We start from the raw sequence: 26,092 nt of genomic DNA, 5'->3' as shown, positions 1-26,092 counted from the left end.
AATGCTGAAATTTTTAGGGTGTATTATGATAATATTTGCTTCCACCGGAATAGGATTTATCTGCGGAGAAAGTTTCAAAAAAAGGGTGGAACAATTGAGAGAAATACAAAGATGTGTTCATCAGCTTCAAAATGAAATCATATATACACATACCCCGCTGCCCGCTGCCATCTTAAATACGGCGTTAAAAAGCAAAAAACCTGTTGGAGATGTTCTCGGAGATATATCATCTATGTTGGAAAAAAACTCTGTTGACAATGTATATGAAGCTTTTAGAAGTGCCTTTATGGATAAAAAAGAAAGCCTGAGTTTAAAAGCTGAAGATATAAATACCATACTGGATTTATCAAAAACTCTGGGGGAATCAGATATAGGCGGGCAGAAAAGGATGTTTTCACTTACCTTGGATAACATAAAAAATCAAATTGAAATTTCAAAAATTGCCATGAGTAAAAATTTAAAGATGTACAGATGTCTTGGATTTTCACTGGGGGCTATAATAGTTATAATTTCAATTTAGATGTGAATATATGTATTTAAGTAAATTACTTAAAGAAATGAAAAGGGGAGAAAATCAAATGATGGACATAAGTTTAATTTTTAAAATAGCCGGAGTAGGTATAATTGTTATACTTATAAATAAAGTGCTGGAGGCCAGTGGCAAGGGTGATTATGCGGTGCTTACAAATCTGACGGGAATTTTAATTGTGCTGATGATGGTTATAAATTTGGTAAACAAGTTATTTAACACCGTGAGAACTATGTTTCAGCTTTAGGAGAAGATTATGGAGATAATTAAAATAGTAGCTTTTGCCTTTATTGCACTGTTTATAACTTTACTGTTCAAGGGAAAAAGAGATGATATAGCAGTTTACATAAGCATAGTTGCTGGAATTATCATATTTTTATTTATGATAACTAAAATAACGGCTATACTCCAGTTCATTCAACAATTGGCAGTAAAGGCAAATATAGATTTTGTTTATTTAACTACTGTGTTTAAAATACTTGCCATTGCGTATCTTGCTTCTTTCTGCAGTGAAATATGTAAAGATGCGGGGCAGGGAAACCTAGGAGCAAAAGTTGAATTTGCAGGTAAAATTTTGATTTTAGTACTTGCAATTCCTATACTTATGGCTGTATTACAGTCAATTTTAAAAATTATGTAGGTGTTAATATGAAAAATATTATAGTGAGCTTATTTGTGTGTTTGCTGATGAGCTTATCAATAGGCTTTAATGTACAAGCTTTTGACAGCAGTGCCGCAGATACAGATACCAGTGTAAAAAGTAATGTCCAATTGGATAACAGCGGTTTGCAAAACGGAGGAGAAAACCAGGAAAGTAAGGCCCAGGAACAACAAATTGAAAATTTTTATGATTATATATCCAATATGAAGACAAAAAATGAGCTGCTGAAGGATATGGATGCAAAAGACTATGTGAAAAATTTTATAAAAAGCGGGGATGGAGGAATATCTCTGAAAAAAATTGCGGATATACTGACGTCCTATGGATTGAGAGAGATCACAGCCTGCTTGAAGCTTTTAGTGCTTATTATAGTGATTGCCCTTATATGTGCACTGCTTACGAATTTGCAGCGGGCCTTTAATGGGGAAGGACTGTCCAATATAGCATATTTTGCCTGTTATTCTCTCATAATAATAATAATGGCAAGAAGTTTTTATATAGGTGTGGATGTGGCCAGATCCACCATAAAAGAGATGACGGATTTCATGGTGGCACTGATACCTGTGCTTATAACGCTGATAGCGGCTGCAGGTGGATTTATAGAAGCATCTATTATGGATCCCATTATATTAGGATCCATAACTGTAAGTGCAAACTTATTTATGGATGTTATAATACCAATAATATCCATGTCATTTGTACTTCAATTTGTAAATAATCTGTCTTCAGAATATAAAATAGATAAACTCACCAAACTTTTGAATCAATGTGCACTTTGGGCTCAGGGAATTATAATGACTGTATTTATAGGTATTATGACTGTAAGGGGAATGACTTCAAAGAGCATTGACGAGGTTACTGCAAAAACCGCCAAGTTTGCAGTGGATAATTTTGTGCCCATAGTTGGCAAGAGCCTTTCAGATGCAGTAGCCACTGTGGCGGGGTATTCCTTTTTACTTAAAAATGCCTTGAGCAGTTTGGGGTTTGTAATTGTGGTAGTGATATTGCTTTTCCCCATAATAAAATTGATTGTCATGATAATTTTATATAAATTAACTGCAGCTCTCATAGAGCCCATAAGTGATGCAAGATTGGTGAATTGTATAAATTCCGCAGGGGATTCTCTTGTACTTGTAATGGCTTGTTTAATATGTGTGTCCGTAATGTTTTTTATAATGATAGCCATACTGGCATCAGCGGGAAAAGTTATGCTGTGAAAGAAGGTGTAAATATATGATTCAATCCTTGAGGGAATGGCTTACAGGTATATGCACAGCCGTATTTTTCATAATAGCAGTGGAGATGATTCTGCCGGAAAACAGCATGAAGAAATACTGTAAATTTGTATTGGGGCTGATTTTGATTACAGTGTTTATAAACCCCATAATAAAAGTTTTCAACAGGGATTTTAACATAACCAGCTATACTGAAAAAGCCATGGAAAGTTTTGAGAGAGATTTTGGCACTAAAAAATCTTCCAGTGAGTTTGATGAATACAAAAAGAAGAATATCTCAGATACCATAGATACTTTTGAGACAAATTTGAAGACTAGCTGTGAAAAAAATCTTGAAGAAAAATATCCTGGAGAAAAGTATGAAGTTAAGGTGGGAGCAGAATATGATGAAGAAAACAATACGGTATGTATAAAAAACATAGATGTGAGAGTTCAAGATGGGACTGTGGAAAAAGTGAAAAAAGTTGAGATAGGGAATGATACTGCAGCTGTAGACAACGTGAAGCCTGAGAACAGTGAAAAGGCTTCGAAGATAAAAACCTATTTAAGCCAGGAATTAAATGTATCTGAAGATATCATACATGTAAATTCTTAGTAGGAGGTAAATCCATGAATTTAAAAAAATGGTTTAACAAAATTGTTAAAGAAGGCGATCATAAAAGTCACACTGATAAAAAAAATATAGTGAATTTGGCCATAGTATTTTTGGTAGGAGTACTTATAGTTTCAGCAGTCAGTATCTTTGGCGGTTATGGCAAAAATACCAGCAGTAGCGAAATAAGCAGTGATAATAGTCAAAACAACAGTGCAGTAAACAGCGGCAATGGTCAAAACAGCAGTGGGCAGTCTGGGAGCGGGAGCGAAACTTCGGGAAATACTTCCAGTGATTATGAAAAATCTGTACAGGAAAACTTGAAAAATACCCTGGAACAGATAGAGGGGGTGGGAAAGGTGGAAGTCATGGTGAGCTTTGAAGGTGGAGAAGAGAATGTTCCGGCAGTTAATATAAATGATTCAACCAATACTACGGAGGAAAAAGACAATGAGGGCGGAACAAGGAACACCACCCAGAAAAATAACGGTAGTACAGTGGTTACCACAAATGACGGCAGCAAATCAGAGCCACTTATATTAAAAACCTATAATCCCAAGGTAATGGGAGTGTGTGTTGTAGCTGAAGGAGCTCAAGACAAGGTAACTGAACTCAGAATATCAAAAGCTGTTACAGATTTGTTTGGAATATCCCAGGATAAGGTAAATGTGTATCCTATGAAAAAATAGTATATAAATATATCTTTGTGCATATAATTTTTTTAGAAGGTAGATAGGGGGAATTAAAAATGAATAAAAAGCAGGCTGTTATTATTGTGACTCTTTTAGCACTTATTATTTGTGTGGGAGTTGTTGCTACAAAATTAAATAGTCCTATAAACTATGTAAATGGAGTGGATAATGGAAATGGGAAAAGTACAATATCTCTTAATGACAATACTACCAATAAGGCAACACAAACTCAGGCTAAATCACAGTTCTTTGAGGAAACCAGGCTTACCAGAGATCAGAAAAATGCTGAAACTCTCCAAACTTTGAAAAGTCTCATAGATGATACCAATGCATCCCAGGAAAATAGGGCAGAGGCTGAGAAAAAGTATACTCAACTTGCTATGGCCACTAATTATGAGATGAAAATAGAAAATACTTTAAAGAGTAAGGGATATGAAGATGCCATATGCTCCATAGAAAATGAAAAAGCCAGGGTGATAATTAAGGGGAAAGACAAGTTAACTGATAAGGATACAAGAGTAATAAAGGATATAGTTATGAGTGTATCCCAGATTCAAGATGTGGAGATACAGGTTAAACAGAGTTAAAGAGCTTTAAGGTGTTACATAAAATAAGTAATTGTAAAAAAAGTATTCGTTTGCTATAATAAATGTAATGTAAGTCTTTCGCTGATGTGAAATCCAGGAGGTGCGACAATGGAAGAAAATACAAACAACGAAATTGACATGGGTATTGTGAAGATATCTGATGAAGTCGTAGGTGTAATTGCAGGTCTTGCCACTACTGAGATAAATGGAATAGTTGGAATGAGTGCCAGCCTTGTGGGTGGAATTACTCAGATACTATCAGGCAAAAAAAATTTATCAAAAGGCGTTAAAGTGAATGTAGGAGAAAATAGTGCAACTATAGATTTGTATGTAGTAGTGGAATATGGGATCAGAATTCCGGATGTAGCTTTAAAGGTTCAGGAAAATGTAAAAAGGGCAGTTGAATCCATGACGGGATTGGAAGTTTCATCCATAAACATACATGTGCAAAATGTTATGATTCCGAAAACGGAAGAAAGCAATGATGAGCTAGAAGAGTAAAATAGGCAGTGCACCCTCTTATTTAGAGGGTGCATTGTTTTATAAATATTAGAGTTCAAATATTAAATTTGGTTTATTTTCGGCCAAGACCGAAAATCTTCATTATTTAATATTTCTTCTTTGTATTTTGAACTTTGTTATAAGCTTGAACTAGTATATCAGTTTAAGTATAATTATATCTGAAATGACAATAATTATTTTTAGAAACTACATTTAAGTAGGAGGAAAAGATGAACAGAAAAAAATCCAGAGAATTAGCGATGAAATTATTATTCCAAATGATTATAAATAAAGAAGAGGCTGTTAATGTAATAACTAATTTAAAAGAAAATTCTGCAGGTGAAGAGGAAAATCTAGGGGGAAATAATAGAGAAGAATTTTACGGGGAAAAAAATGAGAATTTGAAAGATGTGGACATAGAATATGTGGCTAGAGTTTTAAAGGGGATAGAAGAAAATGAGAAGGTTATTGATGGACAAATAGAGAAGTATCTGAGAAAATGGAATTTGAACAGATTGTCTAAGGTAGATGTAGCAATTTTAAGAATTTGTACTTATGAGTTTTTATATGAAGACAGCATACCGGAGAGGGTATCTATAAATGAGGCTATAGAGATGGCTAAAAAGTATTCTTCGGATAAATCAGCATCCTTTATAAATGGAGTGCTTGGGAACATGATAAGGGGTAAATAATAAGAGTAGAGAAGAATAAGGTATTGTGAGGTTAAATACTATGTATATTAAGACATTGACTGTATCTGATATCAATAAATACATAAAAAAGGCATTTGACAGTGACTTTATACTTGCCAACTGTTCTATTAAAGGAGAAATTTCCAATTTCAAGTATCACAGCAGTGGACATATGTATTTTTCTTTAAAGGATGAATACAGCAGAATAAAATGTATTATGTTTAAAGATTCAGTCAGGAAACTGACTTTTCTGCCTGAGGATGGAATGAGGGTTATAGTAAAAGGAAGAATATCTGTATATGAAAAAGAAGGAGCATATCAGCTTTACTGTAGTGAAATGAAGCCGGAGGGAATGGGTGAATTGTATCTGGCTTTTGAAAAATTGAAGACTAAACTGAATGCAGGAGGACTGTTTGATGAGCAGCATAAAAAAGAAATACCTGTGTATGCGGCCAAGATAGGGATTGTCACTTCTCCCACAGGAGCAGCTGTGAGGGATATAATAAATGTCACAAGAAGAAGAAACAGCAAGGTTCAGCTTTTAATCTATCCTTCACTGGTACAGGGGGTAAATGCCAGCGAGGATATAATAAAGGGCATTAATAGATTGAATTCCATTGAAGATGTAGATCTTATAATTGTAGCCAGAGGAGGCGGATCCATAGAAGATCTATGGTGTTTCAATGATGAAAAGCTGGCAGAAGCCATATATGATTCTGAAAAACCCATAATAACGGGAATAGGACATGAGATTGACTATACCATAGCGGACTTTGTATCGGACAGAAGGGCGCCCACTCCCTCTGCAGCAGCTGAAATTGCAGTGTTTAATATGAACGAGTTTTTACAGAGAATATTAAGTTATAAAAATATGATGTCCAATTGTATTGACAACAGGATAAACGGGGAAAAAAATAAACTGCTTCTCATGAAAAAAAGATTAAAATCCTATAACCCAATGATGTATATAACAAATCAATATGAAGCTGTAGATAAGCTTAAACAAATGCTTAATTTAAAGATAAATACAAGGATTCAAGAGAAAAGAGAGCAGCTTGCCGGTGTAAATTCTCTGCTTTCAGCACATAACCCTTTAAATGTGTTAAATAGAGGATATTCCATAATAGAGGACGAACGTAGTGATATAATAGGCAGTATAAAAGAACTGGATAAAAAGGATAAAGTTAAAATCATAATGAAGGACGGGAATGGCAAATTTAAGCTTGTTCATATTTGATTAAGGAGGGTTGTTATGCCTAGAAAAAGGGAAAGTTATGAAGATGTGATGTTGGAATTGGAGAATATAGTAAACTCAATGGATACGGGGGGACTGTCCCTGGAAAAAAGTATGAAGAGCTATGAAGAGGGAATAAAATTATGCAATAAGTTATATAAAATGCTGAATGAAGCCGAGGGCAGAATAAAGATTTTGACAGAGGAAGGAGAAAAAAATTTTGACAGCAGCCAGGAAACAAATTAGTATGCAGGAGTGAGGAGAGGTTTATTATGGAGGCCGATAATATAGTTAAAAAATTGAAGGGTGAATTGGATGAGTATTTGAAAAATTACATGCAGGGGAAGGGGTCTTATAACAGGAGAGTATATGAAGCTATGCAGTATAGTTTAAATGCAGGAGGGAAGAGAATAAGACCCATATTGTTTCTGCTGACCTATAAACTCTACAGGGATGATTACAGTGAGGTTATGGATATAGCTGCTGCCATAGAAATGATACATACTTATTCTTTAATTCATGATGATTTGCCGGCTATGGACAATGATGATTTAAGAAGAGGTAAACCTACAAATCACAAGGTATTTGGCGAGGCTATAGCAGTACTGGCAGGGGATGGACTTTTAAATGAAGCCATGAATATCATGTTCAGGCACTGTATTGGGGAAGGACAAAATTCCGTAAAGGCCTGCAGCATTATTTCTGAAAGCTCCGGTGCTGAAGGAATGGTAGGGGGTCAGACAGTGGATATATTGAGTGAAAATACTAGAATACCTATAGATCAGCTCTATTATATGCACAGTAAAAAAACAGGAGCCCTCATAAAAGGATCTATAGTTTCAGCGGCAGTATATGCAGCTGCTGATGAAAAAGAAATAGAGAAACTGGAATACTACGGCCAGAAGTTGGGATTGGCCTTTCAGATAAAGGATGATATATTGGATGTAGTGGGAGACACTGCTGTTTTAGGTAAAAAAGTGAAAAGTGATTTAAATAACAATAAAACCACGTTTATAACTGCCTATGGATTGGATAAATGCAGGGAAATGTGCAATTCCATTACAAATGAATGCATGGATGTGCTTCAAGAGATAAAAAAGGATACTTCTCAGCTTCAGGAGCTGACGTTATTCCTTCTGAATCGTGAAAAATGACTTCTATGTCAGGATGGTTAGTGTGGGACCTAGTAATAAAAATAAGTAAGCTGTATAAAAAGGATAGATGAAAATGCTTAGTTTGTTGGATAAATATAAAGATATTAATGATATAAAAAAAATGACGCTGAGTCAGAAAAAACAATTTGCTGGAGAAATCAGGAAATTTTTAATTGACAAGGTGTCAAGGACGGGAGGACATCTCGCTTCCAATCTGGGTGTTGTAGAACTTACATTGAGTTTATTTACCGTATTTGATTTAAATCAGGATAAACTTATCTGGGATGTGGGACATCAGTCCTATGTGCATAAAATACTTACGGGAAGAAAGGAAAAGTTTGATACTTTGAGGCAATTTGGAGGAATAAGCGGATTTCCCAAAAGATGTGAGAGTATATACGATTTTTTTGAAACAGGACACAGCAGTACCTCCATATCTGCAGCTCTTGGAATGGCGAGAGCCAGGGATCTGGAACACAAGCATTACAATGTAGTTGCAGTCATAGGGGATGGAGCACTAACAGGGGGAATGGCACTAGAAGCTCTAAATGACGTGGGGTACAGAAAGACAAAGCTTATAATAGTGTTAAATGACAATCAGATGTCCATAGCGAAAAATGTAGGGGGTCTATCCAAATATTTGAATAGACTCAGGGTGGATCCCAAATATGACAGACTAAAAAAAAGAGTGGAAAATAAACTAAAGAAGATACCCAATATAGGGCAGGGAATGGCAAAATATCTGGAGAGATTTAAAAATGGAATAAAACAGATGGTGGTTCCCGGAATGTTTTTTGAAGATATGGGAATAAAGTATTTAGGACCTATAGATGGACATAATATAAAAGAGCTTACAGAAGTTCTCAATGCAGCTAAAAAAGTGAATAACCCGGTTATTATACATATAATAACCAAAAAGGGCAAAGGATATGAATTTGCAGAGAAAAATCCAGGTAAGTTTCACGGCATAGGCCCATTTAACTGCGGCAGTGGAGAGCTTGTGAAGACTTCAATCAATACATATTCTAAAACCTTTGGAGCTGAAATGTGCAGACTGGCAGAGAAAGATAAAAAGATAGTGTCAATAACAGCTGCAATGAGAGATGGTACAGGACTTAAAGATTTTGCAGAGAAGTTTCCAGAAAGGTTTTTTGATGTGGGTATTGCAGAGCAGCATGCGGTTACTCTTGCCGCAGGAATGGCAAGAGCAGGTTTAAAGCCGGTTTTTGCAGTGTATTCAACTTTTCTTCAGCGGGCTTATGATCAACTGCTTCATGATGTATGCATGCAGAAACTTCCTGTGGTTTTTGCCATAGACAGGGCCGGAATTGTAGGGGAGGATGGAGAGACCCATCAGGGTATATTTGATCTGTCATATTTAACTGAAATGCCAAATATGACTGTTATGGCACCTAAATGTATGGGAGAATTGCCTTACATGATTAAATGGGCGCTGGAACAAAATTCTCCTGTGGCTATAAGATATCCACGAGGAGGAGATGATATACCCCTTAAACCGCTAAAAAATTTCAATACTGGAAGCTGGGAATATATATCGGGAAGAGGCAAAATAGCACTGGTGGCTGAGGGAAAGATGGTACAGCATGCAGCATTGGCGGCACAAAGACTTAAAGATAAGTTTATAGATGTCAAAATTATAAGCACCTGTTTTGTAAAACCTATTGATAAAATCATGCTCGACAAGTTGATAGATGAAGGGTCAACCATTATAACCATCGAAGACAATGTAGTGAGAGGGGGCTTGGGCTCTTATATACTGGAATATGTAAATAGCACAGGCAAGAAAACCAGAGTGATAAATTTAGGATTTAAAGATGAATTTGTGCAGCACGGGAAAACTGATATTTTATATAAATTGTATGGGCTGGATGCCAGGGGAATTGAAAATATTGTACTTAAAGTAGGGGATTTGAGTCGTACATTTTAAAGATGTGAGGAGTTTATTATGTCAGAATCAAAAGAGAGACTGGATGTGCTTTTAGTAGATAAAGGTATATTTCCTTCCAGAGAAAGAGCTAGAGCCAGTATCATGGCTGGAGAGATATTTGTGGATGGAAAGATGGTTGATAAATGTGGACAAAAAGTAAAAAAAATCTCTAATATAGAATTTAAGGGGGAAAAGCTTCCCTTTGTAAGTCGTGGAGGATTAAAATTACAAAAGGCCATAGAAAAATTTCACATAAACTTAAAGGATAAAGTGTGTATGGACATAGGTGCATCTACAGGTGGATTTACCGACTGCATGCTTCAAAGCGGAGCTAAGAAAGTTTTTTCCATAGATGTGGGATATGGACAGTTTGCATGGAAACTGAGAATAGATAAAAGGGTAGTCTGCATGGAAAGGACCAACATACGGTATGTAACCTCTGATGATATAGGGGAGCATGCTGATTTTGCCAGCATAGATGTGTCTTTTATATCACTTAAGAAGGTTATACCCACAGTTGTGAATTTATTGAAGGACAATGGAAGCATAGTGGCACTCATAAAGCCGCAGTTTGAAGCAGGAAGAGAAAAAGTTGGAAAAAAAGGAGTGGTCAGGGAAGAGTCCACTCATATAGAAGTTATAGAAGATATTGTAGCTTTTTTAAAAGAGAATGATATGAGAATAAATTCACTGGACTATTCTCCCATAAAGGGTCCGCAGGGAAACATAGAATATCTTATATATTTTAATAAAATAAATGAACACAATGAAGCATTCAAATACGAAAATATAGTTCAAGTAGTAGAAGCATCGCATGGTGAGCTCAATGGGAGGAAACTATGAAAAATATAGGTATCAATGTCAATACAACGAAAAACTTGAATAAAAAAATGTTAAATTTTATAATAAAAAATATACGCAGTATAGATGATAATGTTAATATAAAAGTATATGAAGATTGCAGGGGCTTGGACGAAAGTGAAAGCAACAAACTGGACATAATTATAGTATTAGGCGGAGATGGCACCATACTTAATACATCTAAAAACGTGCTCAGCTCAAAAACACCTATACTTGGAATAAATATAGGACATCTGGGATTTTTAGCTCAAGTGGAAATAAGTAACGTTAAAAGAGCTTTAAACAGGCTGTTCAGGGGAGAGTATGCAATTGAAGAAAGAGATATGCTTCAGTGCAGTTATGATGATGGAAATGAAATTAAAAGGTATGATGGCTTGAATGATGTGGTATTGTGCAGGAAAATAAATTCCAGAATACAGAAATATGATGTCTACATAAATGACATTTTTTACAACGAATTCAACGGGGATGGAATTATTGTATGCACATCCACAGGTTCTACCGGCTATAATTTGTCGGCAGGAGGACCCATAATTCACCCGTCTTTGAATGCACTGTGTCTGACACCCATGTATTCACAATCCTTAACTGCAAGAACTATTATACTGGACAGCAAGTCCTGCATAAACATAGCATCAGAAAAAAAATTTGAAAATGTATATTTATCCATAGACGGGCAGCGGTGTATTGAGATTGACGGACTGAAGTCCGTGAAAATAAGTATGTCTGAAAATAAAAGAAAACTTATTAAATTTGACAACAATGATTATTTTAATACACTTAAGGAGAAAATTACATTTAAGGTAAAAGGATGTGAACATAAAACATATGAAGGTAACTAGGCATGCTAAGATATTGGAGATCATCAATTCAAATGATATCGAAACCCAGGAGGAGCTTGCGGAAAAGCTTAAAAAAAGCGGAATGAATGTAACCCAGGCAACTGTTTCAAGAGATATAAAGGAATTAAAACTCATAAAGGTATTGTCTGATAGTGGGAGATATAAATATGCTACTATAGCACATACGGAAAATGTTCTATCAAATAAACTTATAAACATATTTGCTCAGACAGTTACAGGTGTTGAAAATGTAAATAATTTTGTAGTGATAAAAACTATTTCAGGTTCTGCATCAGCGGCAGCGGAGGCTATTGACTCGCTGAATTTTATTGGAATAGCTGGAACTTTAGCTGGAGACAATACCATATTTGTCATGGCAAGAGACAATGAAAAAGCTCAGAATATAACTCAGAGGATGAAAAAAATGATTTCTGAATAGGAGGGTTGCTCATGTTACTCCAATTGAACATAAAAAATTTTGCACTTATAGAAAATTTGAGTATATCTTTTGAATCAGGTTTTAATGTGCTGTCTGGAGAAACAGGAGCTGGTAAATCCATACTTATTGATGCTATAAATTATGTTTTGGGTGGAAAGTTCAATAAGGATTTAATAAGGGCCGGTGAAAATAAGACTTTTGTTGAAGCCGTTTTTACTATAGAAAATTCCAAGACCCTGGAGGTCCTGAGTGAGGAAGAAATTGATTCTGATGAAAATTTAGTTATAATGAGCAGAGAATCCTTTCAATCCGGAAGAACAGTGGCAAAAGTCAATGGAAAATCAATTCTAATGGCCAATCTAAAGCATATAAGCAGTACCTTAATTGACATACATGGTCAGCATGACAATCAAAATTTGCTTTCAGAAGAAAATCACATACAGTATCTGGATTATTATGGAGAAAATTCTCTTTCCAGTATTTTGAAGGACTATGGAAAATATTATAGAAACTTGGCTTCGATAAAAAATAAAATATATGAGCTTTCAGGAAAAAGTGAAGATAGAGAAAAACTTGTTGATTTTTTAAAATACCAGATAAATGAAATTGATTCCGCTGATTTAAAGCAGGGAGAAGAAGAGAAATTAGATGAAAAATTCAAGGTGCTTTCAAATGCTGAAAAAATAAGCGATACAGTAAATAATTGTTATATAGAGCTTTATAGCGGCGGAGAAGACAAAAAATCCATATATGACAATTTAGGCATAGTTATAAAAAAGCTGGATTCCATAGAAGATATTGCTCCAGGAATAAAAAATATATGTAATTCTTTGAAAGACAGTTATTACAATATAGAAGGCAGCATAGAAGATATACGTAATATAAAAGATGATTTTTATTATGATGGAAGAGAACTGGAAAGTATAAACAGTAGAATATATAGAATAAATAACTTGAAGAAGAAATATGGCAGCAGCATAAAGGATATATTGAATTACAGGGACAAAATAGGTGCACAATATGAAGAGATGAAAGATGCTTCTCAGGTAATAGAAAACTTAAATCTGGAGAAGCTAAAGCTAGAAGATAAGATGAAACAAAAAGGAAAGCGTCTTCATGAGTTAAGGCGAAAGATAGCTGGGAAATTGGAAAAAAATATAAAAAATGAGCTGGAATTTGTAGGACTTGGAAAGAGTGTATTTAAAATAGAAGTAAAATTGGAGGATAGATTTAATGCAAAGGGTATGGATAAAGTAACCTTTTATATATCCACTAATCCTGGAGAACCTTTAAAACCACTTCGAAAAATTGTATCAGGAGGAGAACTGTCAAGGATAATGCTGGCATTGAAGACTGTATTTTTGGATAAGGATCATATTCCATCTGTTATATTTGATGAGATAGACACGGGAATAAGTGGAAGAATAGCACAGCGTGTAGCGGAAAAAATGTATAATATATCAAAAAAACACCAGGTATTTTGTGTAACCCACCTGCCTCAAATTGCATCCATGTCTGATACTCACTATTGGGTTTCAAAAAAAGTTTTTAAAAATAAAACCTATACTAAAGTAAAGAAAATGGATAAACAGGAGAAACAATATGAGGTGGCCAGAATGATAGGAGGAGCTGAAGTTACAACACTTACTTTGGAACATGCAAAAGAACTCGTCAAAATGGCGGATCTGAAAAAAATTGCAAAATGAAATTGGAAAAGTTACCTCCAGGACAGCTAAAGTAAATTTTTACTTAAGTATTGTTTAAAAGGTGGCTTTTAACTTTTTGTATAAATTTATATTTAAAAACAATTCATTAACTATAGATGCAACTATATAATAGCATAATAACATATTTAAAAGGGCAACTTAATCCTAGAAAAAGCAGTGTAAGACGGGAGGTAAAAGCATGAGCAAAAAAGTAAAAATCACATTGCGTTGGATGTTAATTCCCATCCTTTTCATGATGTTAAATGCTTATTGTAAAGTTGAGGATATAGATATAGTTAGTAATTTGTCTCAGACATTTAAAGCAAAGTCAACATTTAAAACAGCTCAAGCCAGCGATATAACCGTATATCCCGGAGGTCAGCCTATTGGAATAAAGTTAAATACTAAAGGAGTGCTTGTAGTAGCTCTTTCAGATATAGAGACGGCTCAAGGAAAGGTCAGCAGTCCAGCTGCACTGGCTGGCATACGAATAGGAGATAATATAGTAAAAGTAAATGATACTGTTGTAAAAAATGCTGAACAAACGCAGACTGAAATAAATAGAACAAAAGGAAAAGATGTAAAGATAGTGGTGGAGAGAAATGGCAGCCAAATTGAGAAGATAGTCAGAGCTGTAAATGGAATAGAAGATAATAATTACAAAATAGGACTCTGGATAAGAGATTCCACTGCAGGAATTGGAACTTTAACCTTTTATGATGAAAAAAGCGGTATGTTTGCCGCACTGGGTCATCCTATAGTGGATATGGATACAGGAACCAAATTGAATATAAATTCAGGCGATATAATTGATTCCTCCATAATAGCCATCAAAAAGGGAATTAAGGGAAATCCCGGCGAATTGAAGGGCATATTTGTAAATGAGGAACTCAAATTAGGTGATATAAGCAAGAATACCGAATGTGGAATTTTCGGCAGGGGAAATGTGGTAATAAAAAATAGAAAATGTAAGCCCATTAAGGTGGGTATGAGAAATGAAATAAGAGAGGGACCTGCTAAAATTATTACTACTATATCAGGAGAGACACCTGAATACTATGATATAGAGATAGAAAAGCTGCTGGCTCAGGATTCGCCCGGACCTAAAAGCATGGTTATAAGAGTCACGGACAAAAGGTTATTGGATAAAACAGGCGGTATAGTTCAGGGAATGAGCGGAAGCCCTATAATTCAAAACAACAAATTGGTAGGTGCTGTCACCCACGTACTGATAAATAAACCGGAAGTTGGATATGGAATTTATATAGACTGGATGTTGAAAGATGCGAATATTCTACTAAAATAAAAAATTTAGAATTTAGGATGAAGAAAAACTTAAAAAAGTATATAAAATATGTTAAAATAATCATATAGTCATAAAGGTAGCATTTTAGATGTTATCTTTATAGCTATATAAAAGATATAATCTACTTGTTTGAAGGAATCCTAAAAATTGGCATATAAATGTAAAAATTTTTATATAAAAAAGAAGGAATTAAAATTCCTTTGTCGAATCTATTATTTGTTAAGATATGGCAATTAATTAAAAAGGAGAGTAGAATATGGAGGATTCAAAAATAAGTGTAATTATAGCAGATGATAACAAAGAATTTTGTAACATTCTAAATGATTATCTTCTGAATCAAAAGGATATAATAGTTACGGGCATTGCTAAGGATGGATTGGAAGCTCTTAAACTGATTGAAGAAAAAAAACCAAATTTAGTAGTACTGGATATAATAATGCCTCATCTTGATGGATTAGGTGTTTTAGAAAGACTTAACGCCATGAATATAGATCCAATGCCCAGAATAATAGTTTTATCTGCAGTAGGACAAGATAAGATAACTCAGAGAGCCATAACTTTAGGTGCGGATTATTATGTTATTAAACCTTTTGATATGAATGTGCTTACAAGAAGAATAAGACAGATGTTCAACAATACTATAATAAGCGGAGATGAAGTCAAGAAAACCATATCATTTATGGACAATGAGGAAACGGGATTTTCAAAAGACAGCCCTGCCGATTTAAAGCAGGAAATAACAAATATAATACACGAAATAGGTGTTCCTGCCCATATAAAGGGATACATGTATTTGAGAGAAGCTATAACTATGGTGGTAAATAATATGGAACTTCTTTCAGCAGTCACAAAAGAATTATATCCATCTATAGCTAAAAAATATAATACTACTGCAAGTAGAGTAGAAAGAGCCATAAGACATGCTATTGAAGTTGCATGGTCAAGAGGTCAGGTTGAGACCATAAATAAAATTTTTGGTTATACCATACATAATGATAAAGGTAAGCCAACCAATTCCGAATTCATTGCCATGGTGGCTGACAAGCTGAGGCTTAAAAACAAGGTTAGTTAATTTAAAAACTTCCGTTCATTTTAGATGAATGGAAGTTTTTGCAAAGGAGGACTTATTATATGAAAATAGAATTGGAATTAGAGGAAATAAAGAATATACAGAATTTGATCATAAGCAGGATAAATGAGCTCAGGGAGAAAGTATCAAATGATTCAGACAGGGAAGAGGAATTAAAAGGAATTATAAGATATTATAAAAAACTGTTAGAAAAAATAGAAAATCAGATATGATTGACAATTATAGAGGTAAAGTATAAAATTTAAAACGATAATTGATCTAGGCTTTATCCAAGAGAACCTTAAATAATATAATTTTGTATTGGAAGTGTGTGTATGAATTTTTCTGAAAAAACTATAAAAAAAGATACAATATATAACGGCAAAATTATCGAAGTAAATCTGCATACTGTAAGGCTGCCCAATGGAAGAGAAAGTAAAAGAGAGATAGTAAATCATCCTGGAGGTGTTGCAATACTGGCTTATAAGGACAGTGACACCATATTTATGGTAGAACAGTTTAGAAAGCCTATAGAGAGAAGTATTCTTGAAATACCTGCAGGCAAAATTGAAAAAAATGAGGATATAGAAACTTGTGGAATCAGGGAACTGGAGGAGGAGATAGGCTATAAAGCAGGAAAATTTGAATATATAGGTAAGGTAGTTACAAGTCCTGGATTTTGTGATGAATATATATATATATTTAAAGCTGAAGATCTATATAAGGGAAGAGATGATATAGGTGATGAGGATGAATTTATAGATGTGAAAGAAGTTAAATTGAGCAGAGTCAAGGATATGATAAAAAAAGGTGAAATAATAGATGCAAAGACCATATGTGCTTTTATGATGGTATAACAATGTAGTCATATAACTCTTTTGTAAGTCATAGATTATTTAAAGAAGATGATTAACAAAAGGGGGATGAAATTATGCTGGGAAATAAACTCTCAACTTTGATAAATAAACATGTCAAGAATAATTTCTGGCTGTATGTTATAAGTCTGCTGTGTGTTTTTACGGGTATAGTGATGGGTATATACAGTGTTAGATATATGGGTGGATTTGAGAAAAGTGATCTTGTCAGCTATTTCAACAATTTTACAACTACTGTAAATTCGGGAAGTGTAAATTATAAATCCATATTACTTCAGACTTTAAAAAATAATGTGCCTGTAATTCTGGCTGTCTGGTTTTTAGGACTTACCATGATAGGAATACCCATAATACTCATTATAGATGTAATAAAGGGATTTACTATAGGATTTTCCATAAGTTTTATAATAAGCCAGATGGGAATTAAGGGAGTATGGATTTCACTACTTGGCGTACTTCCCCAGAACATAATATACATACCTTGTATAATATTTTTTTCTGTACTTGCCATGGAATTTTCACTTATGATATTCAAGGATAGATCCAGAATTCAATGGAAGTCACATATTTTGGTGAGCATTACATCTTATTCTATATCATTTCTAATGGTAGCTATGGTAATGTGTATAGGCTTTTTTATGGAAACTTATCTGACTCCCGCTATGATTAAGCTTGTTGCAGCAAGATTTCAGGGGATACTGCTATGATATTAAATGAAAAAGAATATAATTTTATCATAGGAGTATTGAAATGTTTTTTTATATTGATATTTTTTGGAATGTTTCTTCCAAGATGTATAGACCTTATTTTATACAATTTTATTGTCAAACCTCATTCCTATGACAACAGCATATTTGTAAATAGTATATTTAGTAGAAATATAGACCTGATATATAATTATATCAATATTTTTAATGAGTTTTTGAAGTTTTAAGATTATAATGCTAAAGAGCAGGTGATAATTTTGAATGGCCTTTTATTGGCTTATACAAAAGAATTGGAAAAGAAACATATGAGCAAAAATACTATGGACGCATATGTTAGAGATGTAGATAAATTTTATAATTTTATAAAGGATAGAAAAGAAAGTATAGAGGGAGTTGAGGTTATATCCATAATGGCCTATGTGCAGTATCTTCAAAAAGCGGGAAAAGCCATCTCCTCGATAGTGAGAAATATTGTGTCACTTAGAAACTTTTACAAGTATCTTACGCTGAAGGGAATTGTAAATGAAAATCCAATTTTGTACTACCAGATTCCCAAGGTGGAACACAGTGTGCCTGAAATACTTACCGTAAAAGAAGTAGACAAGCTTCTTTCTTCTCCGGATTTGAGCACTGACAAGGGAATAAGGGATAAGGCCATGCTGGAAGTTATGTACGCTGCAGGAATGAAGGTAATGGAGCTTTTAAACTTGACAATATACGATATAGATCTAAAATTGTCCTATATAAGGTGTAGTAATTCCAGAAGTAAGGAGAGAATAGTTCCTATAGGATCTGTAGCTGTAAAGTATTTAAAAAATTACTTAAGAATAAGGCCGGAACTAAATTTATATAATTTGGATACTCTGTTTTTAAATCTAAAAGGTGTGAAAATGAGCCGTCAAGGTTTTTGGAAGATAGTAAAATATTATGCTGGGGAATCTAAAATAGACAAGAACATAAATGCCTTTACTTTAAGACATTCTTTTGCGGTACATCTGCTTGAAAATGGAGCGGATATTAAATCTGTTCAGGAACTTCTGGGTCATAAAGATCTTTCTGCCACCCAGGTTTATTCTTCGGTCTTAAAAAGAAATAAAATTGCTGAAATATATAAAAAATCACATCCCAGAGCATAGTCAGCAATTGCATTCAAATATCAAAGTGCAGAGTTTAAATATTGAATTTAGTGAATTTTCGGTACAGCCGAAAATCTTCACTAATTGTGAACTGTTAATTATTAGTTGTTAATTGAAAAAATACATCAGTATCAAAATATTTTGATACTGATGTATTTTTTTATTATATTTGTGTGATAATATTAATACTTCGGAAAAATATGTTTTAAAGGAAGGAGAAATATAATATGAAAAAAAAGCAGAAAGTATTAACTTTAACAAGTATAATATTGAGTTTATTCTTTTTAATGGGATTGTGTAATATATCTGTTAAAGCTGAACCTTTAACTAAATCCGATAGGGCAGAGATTAAAGCTATAAAATCAGATTTGAATATAGATGCCAAGTCAGCATTGCTTATAGAGCCCTCCAGTGGTAAAGTAATATTTGAAAAAAATTCTCATGAAAAACTGGAGCCAGCTTCTGTTACAAAAATAATGACTATGCTTTTAAGCATGGAAGCTGTGGACTCAGGAAAGATATCCCTGTCAGACAAGGTCACTGTCAGTGAGAATGCCAAGAAAATGGGTGGAAGTTCTATGCTGCTGGACACAGGAGAGGTCAGAACTGTAGAGGATCTATTAAAGGGAATAGGAATAGCCTCTGGGAATGATGCGGCAGTTGCCATGGCAGAATATTTGAGCGGCAGTGAAGAGAGCTTTGTGGATCTGATGAATAAAAAAGCACAGCAGCTGGGAATGAAGGATACGGTATTTAAAAATTGCACCGGGCTCAGTGCAGAAGGACATTATACCACTGCCTATGATATAGGAATCATGTCCAGAGAGCTTTTAAAACATCCCACTATATTGAAGTATACTGGAACATATATGGAGACCATATCTGAAGGGAGAAAAAGTCCTATAGAACTGGTAAATCATAATAAGTTGGTGAGATTTTTCAATGGATGTGATGGGCTTAAGACGGGATTCACCAGCTCGGCAAAGTATTGCATATCCGCTACGTCTGTTAGAGATGGAGTAAGAATGCTGGCAATAGTTATGGGTTCTCCTACGTATAAAGTTAGAAACAAAGATGCAAGCATGCTCATGAATTATGGCTTTTCAAAATATTCATCCAAAAATGTCTTTAAAAAGGGAGATGAAGTGGAGAGGGTCAATTTGAGTAAAAGTGGAAACAGATATTTTATTGCAAAGGCTTCAGCTGATTTAAACGTTGTATTTGAAAAGGGAAAAGACAATAAGGTAACTTATAGATCTGTTATAGACAAAAATAAGAAGGAGTATAGAAAGAACCAGAAAGTGGGATATTGTGATGTATATGTAAATGGAGAATTGGCAGGAAAAGTTGATTTGAGCAGTGATAGAAATGTAAAAAAACCAGGAGTATTTTGGAATCTAAAAGACAATATTAGGAATGTTTTTCCTCAGGGAATATAATATATGTTTTTAGGATAGACAATATATAGTATAATAGAGGAAGAAAATTTAACTGGATCAAGTGATCTTTAGGCTTATAGCAAATTTGATCATATTTGTAGGAGAAAATATGATATGGATATTTTGAAGGCATTTACCGGAGCTGAAGTGGACAGCATAAACTCAATAAAAAATTTGTGCAGCTTAAAAGGGATAAAGCCGTACATAGTTGGGGGTGCTGTTAGAGATGCTATTTTAGGAAATAAAATAAAAGATATTGACATATGTGTGGAAGGTGATCCAAATGTTATTTTAAATGAACTGAGAAATTTAAAACAATGTGAGTATCACAGTAGATTTCAAACTGCCTCTTTGGCATTTAAAAATGGTGTTGTCATAGACCTTATAAGATGTAGAAAGGAATATTATTGTAGAGATGGGGCACTTCCTGATGTATTTCCGTCACATATTCATGAAGATCTGTACAGAAGGGATTTTACTGTAAATGCATTGGCCTATGACATTGAAGAAAAAAAAATTATAGATATCTATGGGGGAATGGTGGATTTAAAGAACAAGGTTTTAAGAAAGATACATTCAGGCAGCTATAGTGAAGATCCAACTAGAATATTTAGAGCTGTAAAATATGCTGTCAGATATAACTTCAAGTTGAAAGACGAAGATGAAATAAAGGCATGTATTGAAAAAAATGTGCTTGATCTTGTAAGCAGTGATAGAATAATAAAGGAAATATACCTTTTGTGTTGTGAAGATGACTGGATAAGAAATATTTGTCTGTGTGCTGATTTGAAAATATTCGACGTGGATAAAAATAAACTGTGGAGTGATTCTCTGAACAGCAGTATAAGTGAAATTTGTGGTTGTACAACAGTAGATGTGAAAATTCTTAGACTGTTTTATTCTCTAAAAGATGAAAAATATGCTAAAATATTAGCTAAAAACTCAATCTTAAATGGAAAATTGAGAAATACCATTGATTATTTCAATAAAAATTCCAGTGAAATAGTTAAATCTCTAATGAATATAATGGATAATTGCAGGTTATATATTCTTCTTAGAAAAATAGATGTTTACGGACTTTTACTTTTAAGCTGGAATTATAAGTTAAGATATAAAATTTATAATTATGTTTATAATTTGTGTAATTATAGATCCTCTTTAAATGGAGAAAATATTGTTTCAGCTGGAGTAAAAGATGGAAAATCCATAGGAAGGATCTTAAAACTCGTAAACAGGGTTGAATTGAATACAGGAATAAAATGTGGACAAAAATTTTTAACTGAAAATTTAGGAGAGAATATCTAGATGTCTTTGAATATAAAAATAGAAAATTTTGAAGGCCCTTTTGATGTATTGCTTCATCTTATAAAAAAAAATAAAATGAATATATACGATATAAAAATTTATGAAATTACTGAACAGTATTTAAAGTATATAAATGACATGAGAGATATGGATTTAGACATAGCTTCCGAGTTTATAGTGATAGCGGCTTCTCTTATAGAGATAAAATCCAAAACACTGCTTCCAAAAGTAAATTTAAAAGATTACGGTGAGGATGAAGGAGAAGATCCTAGAAAAGAATTAGTAGACAAGCTACTTCAGTATAAAAAATTTAAAGCAGCTGCTGAATTTTTTAAAAAACGATGTGGTAAAATAGGTAAAATGTATGGGAAAAAACCTGAAATAATTGAAGTAAAGCACAAAAATGTGTCGGAGATTTTAAAAGGTATAACTATGTTGGACATGTATCATAATTATATCAGACTTATGGAAGAGTATGAAAGTAAATTTAACAATGGAATTATTCTGGACAAAAAAATATCTATGGATAAATTTAAATTAGAAGATAAGATAATTTATGTGAAAGATCTAGTTTTTAAAAGCAAAAAGGTGAAATTTTCAACTATTATAAAAGATTGTCCCTTTAAAATGGAAAAAATAGTTACATTTCTAGCACTGTTAGAACTTATAAAACTTAAAACCGTATTTGTAGTACAAAATGAAAATTTTAGTGAAATTTATATAGAGAGGGTAATTGAAAATGAAAAATAGTGATGATAGAAGTAATTATTTTTCTATAATAGAATCCCTGTTATTTGTCTCTGGAGAATCTCTTGATATTAAACAAATTGCTTCAATAATAAAGTGTGATGTAAAGTTCACCAAAAATCTGCTTGATGATATGATGATTACATATAAAAAAGATTGCAGGGGCATAGAGATTATGAAAGATAATGACAGGTACAGCTTTGTTACAAAATCTAAAAACAGCAGTTATGTTGAGAAACTTCTTGGAAAAAATTCAAGACAGTCCTTATCCCAGGCCTCATTAGAAACTTTAGCTATTATTGCATATAAGCAGCCTATAACCAGAATAGATATAGACGAGATAAGAGGGGTAAAAAGCGATAGAGCAATATCAACATTGATTGAAAAAAGACTTATAAGAGAAAATGGAAAATTAAATGTGCCGGGAAAACCAATTTTATATGGTACTACAGAAGAATTCCTGAAACATTTTGGGATTCAAGATTTGGGTAATATTCCTGATTTGAATTCATTGATTGTATAATATTGATAAAGTTAAAATTTAAGAGTTAAAAGTTTTTGCCATTTTTGCTTATCAGAACTTTTAACTCTTAAGTATTAATCATTGACCGGTAATAGCTAGCTGTCATAGGAGGGACTATCTTCACTATGATCTTTTTCTCTTTCATCTGCAGACTTATGATGAGATGATGTCTTGTCTTTCTTATTTTTTGAACATATCATTCCTCGGAGCAAATCCATTATTTGAGGAATTGAATCTATCACTTTCTCACAGGCATTATTTTGATCTAGGGACATCAGTCTTATGGATTCACCTTTTGTAACCAAAAAAGCTACTGGTTTTACTGTGACACCAGCTCCTGAGCCTCCACCAAAGGGATATTCCGGTTTAGACATATCTTCATGCTGAAGGTTAAATTCACTTCCGCCTGATGCAAAGCCAAAAGATACCTTTGAAATTGGTATTACAAGAGAACCGTCTTTTGACTCAACTGCATCTCCTACAATGGTATTTACATCGATCATTTCTTTTAAATTTTCCATGGTGCTCTTTAATAAATTTTCTATTGGATGACCATCCATAAAAATTCCTCCTTATAAATATAAAATTTGTATCATGCAGAATTACTTCTCATTGGTTTGTTTAATTTTTTATAATTAGATAATTTTCTATACATATAAATAATTTTAACTAAATTTATATAAATTATACCTGTAACTTCTAATTCAAAAATAGGATTATTGAAATCGGGTTCTATGATCAGGTTATATTTTTTTATGGAAAACACCTTTTTTAACATGTTAAAGATAAGAACTTTTAATGATGACAGGGCTCCGTACGTAATTGCTGTATATGCGGCATCATTGAGACCATAATGGAATTTTATATTCATTTTGAGCGGAAATTTTGTATTTATTTCGTTAAAATTTAACGACTTAAGTTCTTTTATAAAAGCAAAAAGTGGATTTTTCCCTGAAGGATTTTTAAGAGAAGATTTGTTTAATTTAATTCTGTTTGTAATGTTTAAACTGTATAGCTTGACGGTAAGTTTGCCATCCTTATACTTTATATTTATCCTCAATGGTGTGGGAAGAAATAAAACAGTAAATAACAGTAAAACAAGCAAAATGTATAATATGTTCATTCTGCATCCTCCAGATTCAAAATTATTTATCCGAATGTTACTATTGCTAATACTCCAAACTTAGTAAAAGGAGATAGATACTGCTGTGTGCCTGGATAATGTGATTCTTAGGTTTGAAGTGATTTGCTTATGGAAAAAATTTTTTTAAGGATCTTAGAATCACTTGACTCCATAATAAGTATTTCCTTTAATAGTAAATTATATACTGATTTGGAATAAGTTTTAATAGTAATATATTTATTTATGGAAAAAATATTGTTAGAAGTATATTCAGCAGAGGAAGGAGCGGCTTTAAAATATGATGAAATTAAAAAAAATTTTACTATATATTATATTGTTTTTTATTGTGATTAACATGTTTCCGAACAATGCGCTATCAGAAGATGGAAAAGGATCTTCCGGTAAAATTAATGTAGATGCCAGATGTGCAGTGGCTATAGACAGCAACTCCAGAATTGTACTCTATGAAAAAAATGCCTATGAGCTGGTTCCAATGGCAAGTACTACTAAGATAATGACCACGCTGGTGGCTTTAAAATACGGGAAATTGGATGAAAAAATAGAGATTTCTGCTAAATCCGCTGGGGTAAAAGGATCTACTGTAGGATATAAAAAAGGTGAAAATATAACTTTAAGAGAACTCCTATATGGGCTTATGATGAGATCGGGAAATGATGCTGCTGTGGCAATAGCAGAAGGCATAGGAGGCAGTATAGAAGGTTTTGCAGAGCTTATGAATGAGTATGCAGGTGAAATAGGAATAATCAACACCCATTTTGAGACTCCTCATGGGCTTGATAGGGAAGAACACTATTCCACTGCTTATGATCTGGCTATAGCTACTTCTGTAGCGAAGAAAAATGCTGTATTCAGTGAAATCGTAAATTCCAGAGATGTGGATGGAAAGGAAAAAGGGTTTACTAGAAGTTATCATAACATAAATAAAATTCTCTGGAAAATTCCGGATGCAAATGGAGTGAAAACCGGGTATACAGGGAAAGCAGGAAAATGTCTCGTGACCTCTGCACCTGTTCAGGGAAATGATATTATAATGGTAGTTCTCAATTGTCCCGGAAGGTGGAGCGAAACTGAGAAGATATATGAATACGTAAATAAAAATTATGATTTTAAGAAATTATTTTCAAAGGGTGATACTGCGGCAGAAGTAAAAGTAAACGGAAAGGATTTAAAACTTCAATATGAAAGTGATGTTATAGTTCCTGTGAAAGAAGGATGCAAATATACCACAAAAATTATAAAACCTGAAAAGATAGGTTATACGGTAAACAAAGGTGAGAAAATTGGAATGATCTGCATATATGAAAATGGTAAAAAAATATACAGCAGCCCTCTTAAGGCTTCCAATACCGTTAAAGTGAGAAGATTCTTAAATTGGACATTTTGACAATTCACAATTTAAAATATAAAATTTAGAAATAGAGAGAAAAATGCAGTGCAAAGTTCAAAGTGCAGGTGTCAAAAGGTATGATATTTCATATTTGAACTTTGCACTTTATGATAAGTGACTTCAATGACAGTAAAATAGATTTTCTTTTTTGGAATCTTCAATTAAGGTGAATCTTTTAACAAATTCTAAATTATTATTTTGTATTTTTTCAAGTGAATTTTTTAAAAATTGCTCACTAAATTTAACTTGAGAATCAACAACTAATTCTTCTTGCATTATATAGTCTATATGGGGAGGTATATTATCCAATATATAAATAGGAAAAAGGTGACCTATAGCTTTGTTTGTAAGAGCGTATTCGTATATGGAAGCATCTATTATGCTGCCATTATATATATTAAAGCAGTGGGCGAAACTTCTAATGTAGTTTTCATTTATCTGTACACGCAGTATTCCGCGTATTACTGGAACATCCATATCTGCATATTTACACAGCTGGCATATGAGAGAAGGTATTAAAGGTCCACTGCTTAAAAGCGTGTATTTTCCTATACAATATTTACATATGTTTTCAAAAAGAATTTTTTCATTTTTTCTCATCTATCTTTCTCCTTAAAAAATGTCTTGAATACAAGATGTACAAATATATTATAATATCTTTTTAAAATGAATGCCATATGGACGGTTATAAAAAAATTATAAAGGTTTGCTGAAATTATTTTCTTAAAATTGGGATTATTATGAAAATACTTAATTATGAATATTAAAAAAATAATAATGC

31 protein-coding genes are annotated in these 26,092 nt (G+C 33.3%); 28 read left to right on the top strand and 3 right to left on the bottom strand.

All coding sequences use genetic code 11. The annotated features are described in order from the left end of the window. Window position 1 precedes the first annotated feature (1 nt). The 27 genes from spoIIIAB to scpB all read left to right on the top strand — a co-directional run bounded on the left by spoIIIAB (window position 2) and on the right by scpB (window position 22,780). Window positions 2-520, top strand: coding sequence for a stage III sporulation protein SpoIIIAB (gene spoIIIAB / locus CLLU_RS01770; RefSeq protein ID WP_106007860.1), 519 nt, complete (start codon window positions 2-4; stop codon window positions 518-520). A 58-nt stretch (window positions 521-578) separates the two neighbouring features. Beyond that, on the top strand, window positions 579-776 hold the full coding sequence (gene spoIIIAC, locus CLLU_RS01765) for a stage III sporulation protein AC (RefSeq protein ID WP_106007859.1): 198 nt from the start codon (window positions 579-581) through the stop codon (window positions 774-776). Between the two features lie 9 nt (window positions 777-785). After that, window positions 786-1,169, top strand: a complete 384-nt coding sequence (spoIIIAD, locus tag CLLU_RS01760) for a stage III sporulation protein AD (RefSeq protein ID WP_106007858.1) — start codon at window positions 786-788, stop codon at window positions 1,167-1,169. Between the two features lie 8 nt (window positions 1,170-1,177). Then, window positions 1,178-2,407: a stage III sporulation protein AE gene (gene spoIIIAE / locus CLLU_RS01755; RefSeq protein WP_106007857.1), complete on the top strand. Its 1,230-nt coding sequence runs from the start codon at window positions 1,178-1,180 to the stop codon at window positions 2,405-2,407. 16 nt (window positions 2,408-2,423) lie between these two features. Beyond that, on the top strand, window positions 2,424-3,020 hold the full coding sequence (gene spoIIIAF / locus CLLU_RS01750; RefSeq protein ID WP_106007856.1) for a stage III sporulation protein AF: 597 nt from the start codon (window positions 2,424-2,426) through the stop codon (window positions 3,018-3,020). Window positions 3,021-3,034: 14 nt separating this feature from the next. Then, window positions 3,035-3,706 (top strand): stage III sporulation protein AG, encoded by a 672-nt coding sequence (gene spoIIIAG, locus CLLU_RS01745; RefSeq protein ID WP_106007855.1) that lies wholly within the window; start codon window positions 3,035-3,037, stop codon window positions 3,704-3,706. A 59-nt stretch (window positions 3,707-3,765) separates the two neighbouring features. Beyond that, complete coding sequence (locus tag CLLU_RS01740; protein WP_106007854.1) at window positions 3,766-4,296, top strand: SpoIIIAH-like family protein; 531 nt, start codon at window positions 3,766-3,768, stop codon at window positions 4,294-4,296. A 108-nt stretch (window positions 4,297-4,404) separates the two neighbouring features. Further along, window positions 4,405-4,797, top strand: a complete 393-nt coding sequence (locus CLLU_RS01735) for an Asp23/Gls24 family envelope stress response protein (protein ID WP_106007853.1) — start codon at window positions 4,405-4,407, stop codon at window positions 4,795-4,797. Between the two features lie 230 nt (window positions 4,798-5,027). Then, window positions 5,028-5,489, top strand: a complete 462-nt coding sequence (nusB, locus tag CLLU_RS01730; protein WP_106007852.1) for a transcription antitermination factor NusB — start codon at window positions 5,028-5,030, stop codon at window positions 5,487-5,489. Between the two features lie 40 nt (window positions 5,490-5,529). After that, window positions 5,530-6,726 carry an exodeoxyribonuclease VII large subunit gene (gene xseA, locus CLLU_RS01725; protein ID WP_106007851.1) on the top strand — a complete coding sequence of 399 codons (1,197 nt, stop codon included), beginning with the start codon at window positions 5,530-5,532 and terminating at the stop codon, window positions 6,724-6,726. A gap of 15 nt (window positions 6,727-6,741) precedes the next feature. Further along, window positions 6,742-6,969, top strand: a complete 228-nt coding sequence (locus CLLU_RS01720; RefSeq protein ID WP_106007850.1) for an exodeoxyribonuclease VII small subunit — start codon at window positions 6,742-6,744, stop codon at window positions 6,967-6,969. 26 nt (window positions 6,970-6,995) lie between these two features. Continuing rightward, window positions 6,996-7,877 (top strand): polyprenyl synthetase family protein, encoded by an 882-nt coding sequence (locus CLLU_RS01715; RefSeq protein ID WP_106007849.1) that lies wholly within the window; start codon window positions 6,996-6,998, stop codon window positions 7,875-7,877. Between the two features lie 73 nt (window positions 7,878-7,950). After that, window positions 7,951-9,825, top strand: a complete 1,875-nt coding sequence (gene dxs, locus CLLU_RS01710) for a 1-deoxy-D-xylulose-5-phosphate synthase (protein WP_106007848.1) — start codon at window positions 7,951-7,953, stop codon at window positions 9,823-9,825. Window positions 9,826-9,843: 18 nt separating this feature from the next. Continuing rightward, on the top strand, window positions 9,844-10,668 hold the full coding sequence (locus CLLU_RS01705; protein ID WP_106007847.1) for a TlyA family RNA methyltransferase: 825 nt from the start codon (window positions 9,844-9,846) through the stop codon (window positions 10,666-10,668). Then, window positions 10,665-11,528 (top strand): NAD(+)/NADH kinase, encoded by an 864-nt coding sequence (locus CLLU_RS01700; protein WP_106007846.1) that lies wholly within the window; start codon window positions 10,665-10,667, stop codon window positions 11,526-11,528. The genes CLLU_RS01705 and CLLU_RS01700 overlap by 4 nt, the downstream gene beginning before the upstream one ends. Next, the gene (locus tag CLLU_RS01695; protein ID WP_106007845.1) at window positions 11,515-11,967 is read left to right on the top strand and encodes an arginine repressor; all 453 of its coding nucleotides are present in this window, start codon (window positions 11,515-11,517) and stop codon (window positions 11,965-11,967) included. Before CLLU_RS01700 ends, CLLU_RS01695 begins: the two co-directional genes overlap by 14 nt. Window positions 11,968-11,978: 11 nt before the next feature. Further along, a complete protein-coding gene (gene recN / locus CLLU_RS01690) occupies window positions 11,979-13,673 on the top strand; it encodes a DNA repair protein RecN (RefSeq protein ID WP_106007844.1) in 1,695 nt (564 codons plus the stop codon). A 199-nt stretch (window positions 13,674-13,872) separates the two neighbouring features. After that, window positions 13,873-14,979, top strand: a complete 1,107-nt coding sequence (spoIVB, locus tag CLLU_RS01685) for a SpoIVB peptidase (protein ID WP_106007843.1) — start codon at window positions 13,873-13,875, stop codon at window positions 14,977-14,979. 256 nt (window positions 14,980-15,235) lie between these two features. After that, window positions 15,236-16,051 carry a sporulation transcription factor Spo0A gene (gene spo0A / locus CLLU_RS01680; RefSeq protein ID WP_106007842.1) on the top strand — a complete coding sequence of 272 codons (816 nt, stop codon included), beginning with the start codon at window positions 15,236-15,238 and terminating at the stop codon, window positions 16,049-16,051. 59 nt (window positions 16,052-16,110) lie between these two features. After that, window positions 16,111-16,281 (top strand): hypothetical protein, encoded by a 171-nt coding sequence (locus CLLU_RS18820; protein ID WP_170065720.1) that lies wholly within the window; start codon window positions 16,111-16,113, stop codon window positions 16,279-16,281. 102 nt (window positions 16,282-16,383) lie between these two features. Continuing rightward, entirely contained in the window at window positions 16,384-16,905 is a 522-nt protein-coding gene (locus CLLU_RS01675; RefSeq protein ID WP_106007841.1) for an NUDIX hydrolase, read from the top strand. 74 nt (window positions 16,906-16,979) lie between these two features. Beyond that, window positions 16,980-17,630 (top strand): stage II sporulation protein M, encoded by a 651-nt coding sequence (gene spoIIM, locus CLLU_RS01670; RefSeq protein WP_106007840.1) that lies wholly within the window; start codon window positions 16,980-16,982, stop codon window positions 17,628-17,630. A 257-nt stretch (window positions 17,631-17,887) separates the two neighbouring features. Further along, window positions 17,888-18,766, top strand: coding sequence for a site-specific tyrosine recombinase (locus CLLU_RS01660; RefSeq protein ID WP_106007838.1), 879 nt, complete (start codon window positions 17,888-17,890; stop codon window positions 18,764-18,766). Window positions 18,767-18,993: 227 nt separating this feature from the next. Next, window positions 18,994-20,205: a D-alanyl-D-alanine carboxypeptidase family protein gene (locus CLLU_RS01655; protein ID WP_106007837.1), complete on the top strand. Its 1,212-nt coding sequence runs from the start codon at window positions 18,994-18,996 to the stop codon at window positions 20,203-20,205. A 114-nt stretch (window positions 20,206-20,319) separates the two neighbouring features. Further along, the gene (locus CLLU_RS01650) at window positions 20,320-21,510 is read left to right on the top strand and encodes a tRNA nucleotidyltransferase/poly(A) polymerase family protein (RefSeq protein ID WP_106007836.1); all 1,191 of its coding nucleotides are present in this window, start codon (window positions 20,320-20,322) and stop codon (window positions 21,508-21,510) included. Next, window positions 21,511-22,260: a segregation/condensation protein A gene (locus tag CLLU_RS01645; protein ID WP_106007835.1), complete on the top strand. Its 750-nt coding sequence runs from the start codon at window positions 21,511-21,513 to the stop codon at window positions 22,258-22,260. Continuing rightward, on the top strand, window positions 22,250-22,780 hold the full coding sequence (gene scpB / locus CLLU_RS01640) for an SMC-Scp complex subunit ScpB (protein WP_106007834.1): 531 nt from the start codon (window positions 22,250-22,252) through the stop codon (window positions 22,778-22,780). The genes CLLU_RS01645 and scpB overlap by 11 nt, the downstream gene beginning before the upstream one ends. Window positions 22,781-22,875: 95 nt before the next feature. On the opposite strand, the gene ytfJ is transcribed toward scpB, so the two are convergent. Beyond that, on the bottom strand, window positions 22,876-23,340 hold the full coding sequence (gene ytfJ, locus CLLU_RS01635) for a GerW family sporulation protein (RefSeq protein WP_106007833.1): 465 nt from the start codon (window positions 23,338-23,340) through the stop codon (window positions 22,876-22,878). A 32-nt stretch (window positions 23,341-23,372) separates the two neighbouring features. Continuing rightward, the gene (locus tag CLLU_RS01630) at window positions 23,373-23,903 is read right to left on the bottom strand and encodes a DUF2953 domain-containing protein (RefSeq protein WP_106007832.1); all 531 of its coding nucleotides are present in this window, start codon (window positions 23,901-23,903) and stop codon (window positions 23,373-23,375) included. A 301-nt stretch (window positions 23,904-24,204) separates the two neighbouring features. On the opposite strand from CLLU_RS01630, the gene CLLU_RS01625 reads away from it, so the two are divergent. Next, window positions 24,205-25,308 (top strand): D-alanyl-D-alanine carboxypeptidase family protein, encoded by a 1,104-nt coding sequence (locus CLLU_RS01625; protein ID WP_106007980.1) that lies wholly within the window; start codon window positions 24,205-24,207, stop codon window positions 25,306-25,308. A 123-nt stretch (window positions 25,309-25,431) separates the two neighbouring features. Here CLLU_RS01625 and CLLU_RS01620 read toward each other — a convergent pair whose 3' ends face one another. After that, window positions 25,432-25,911, bottom strand: coding sequence for a hypothetical protein (locus CLLU_RS01620; RefSeq protein WP_106007831.1), 480 nt, complete (start codon window positions 25,909-25,911; stop codon window positions 25,432-25,434). Window positions 25,912-26,092 lie beyond the last annotated feature (181 nt).

Source organism: Clostridium luticellarii (assembly GCF_002995845.1).
GTDB lineage: Bacteria > Bacillota > Clostridia > Clostridiales > Clostridiaceae > Clostridium_B > Clostridium_B luticellarii.
This window is presented reverse-complemented; position numbering and strand designations above follow the sequence as displayed.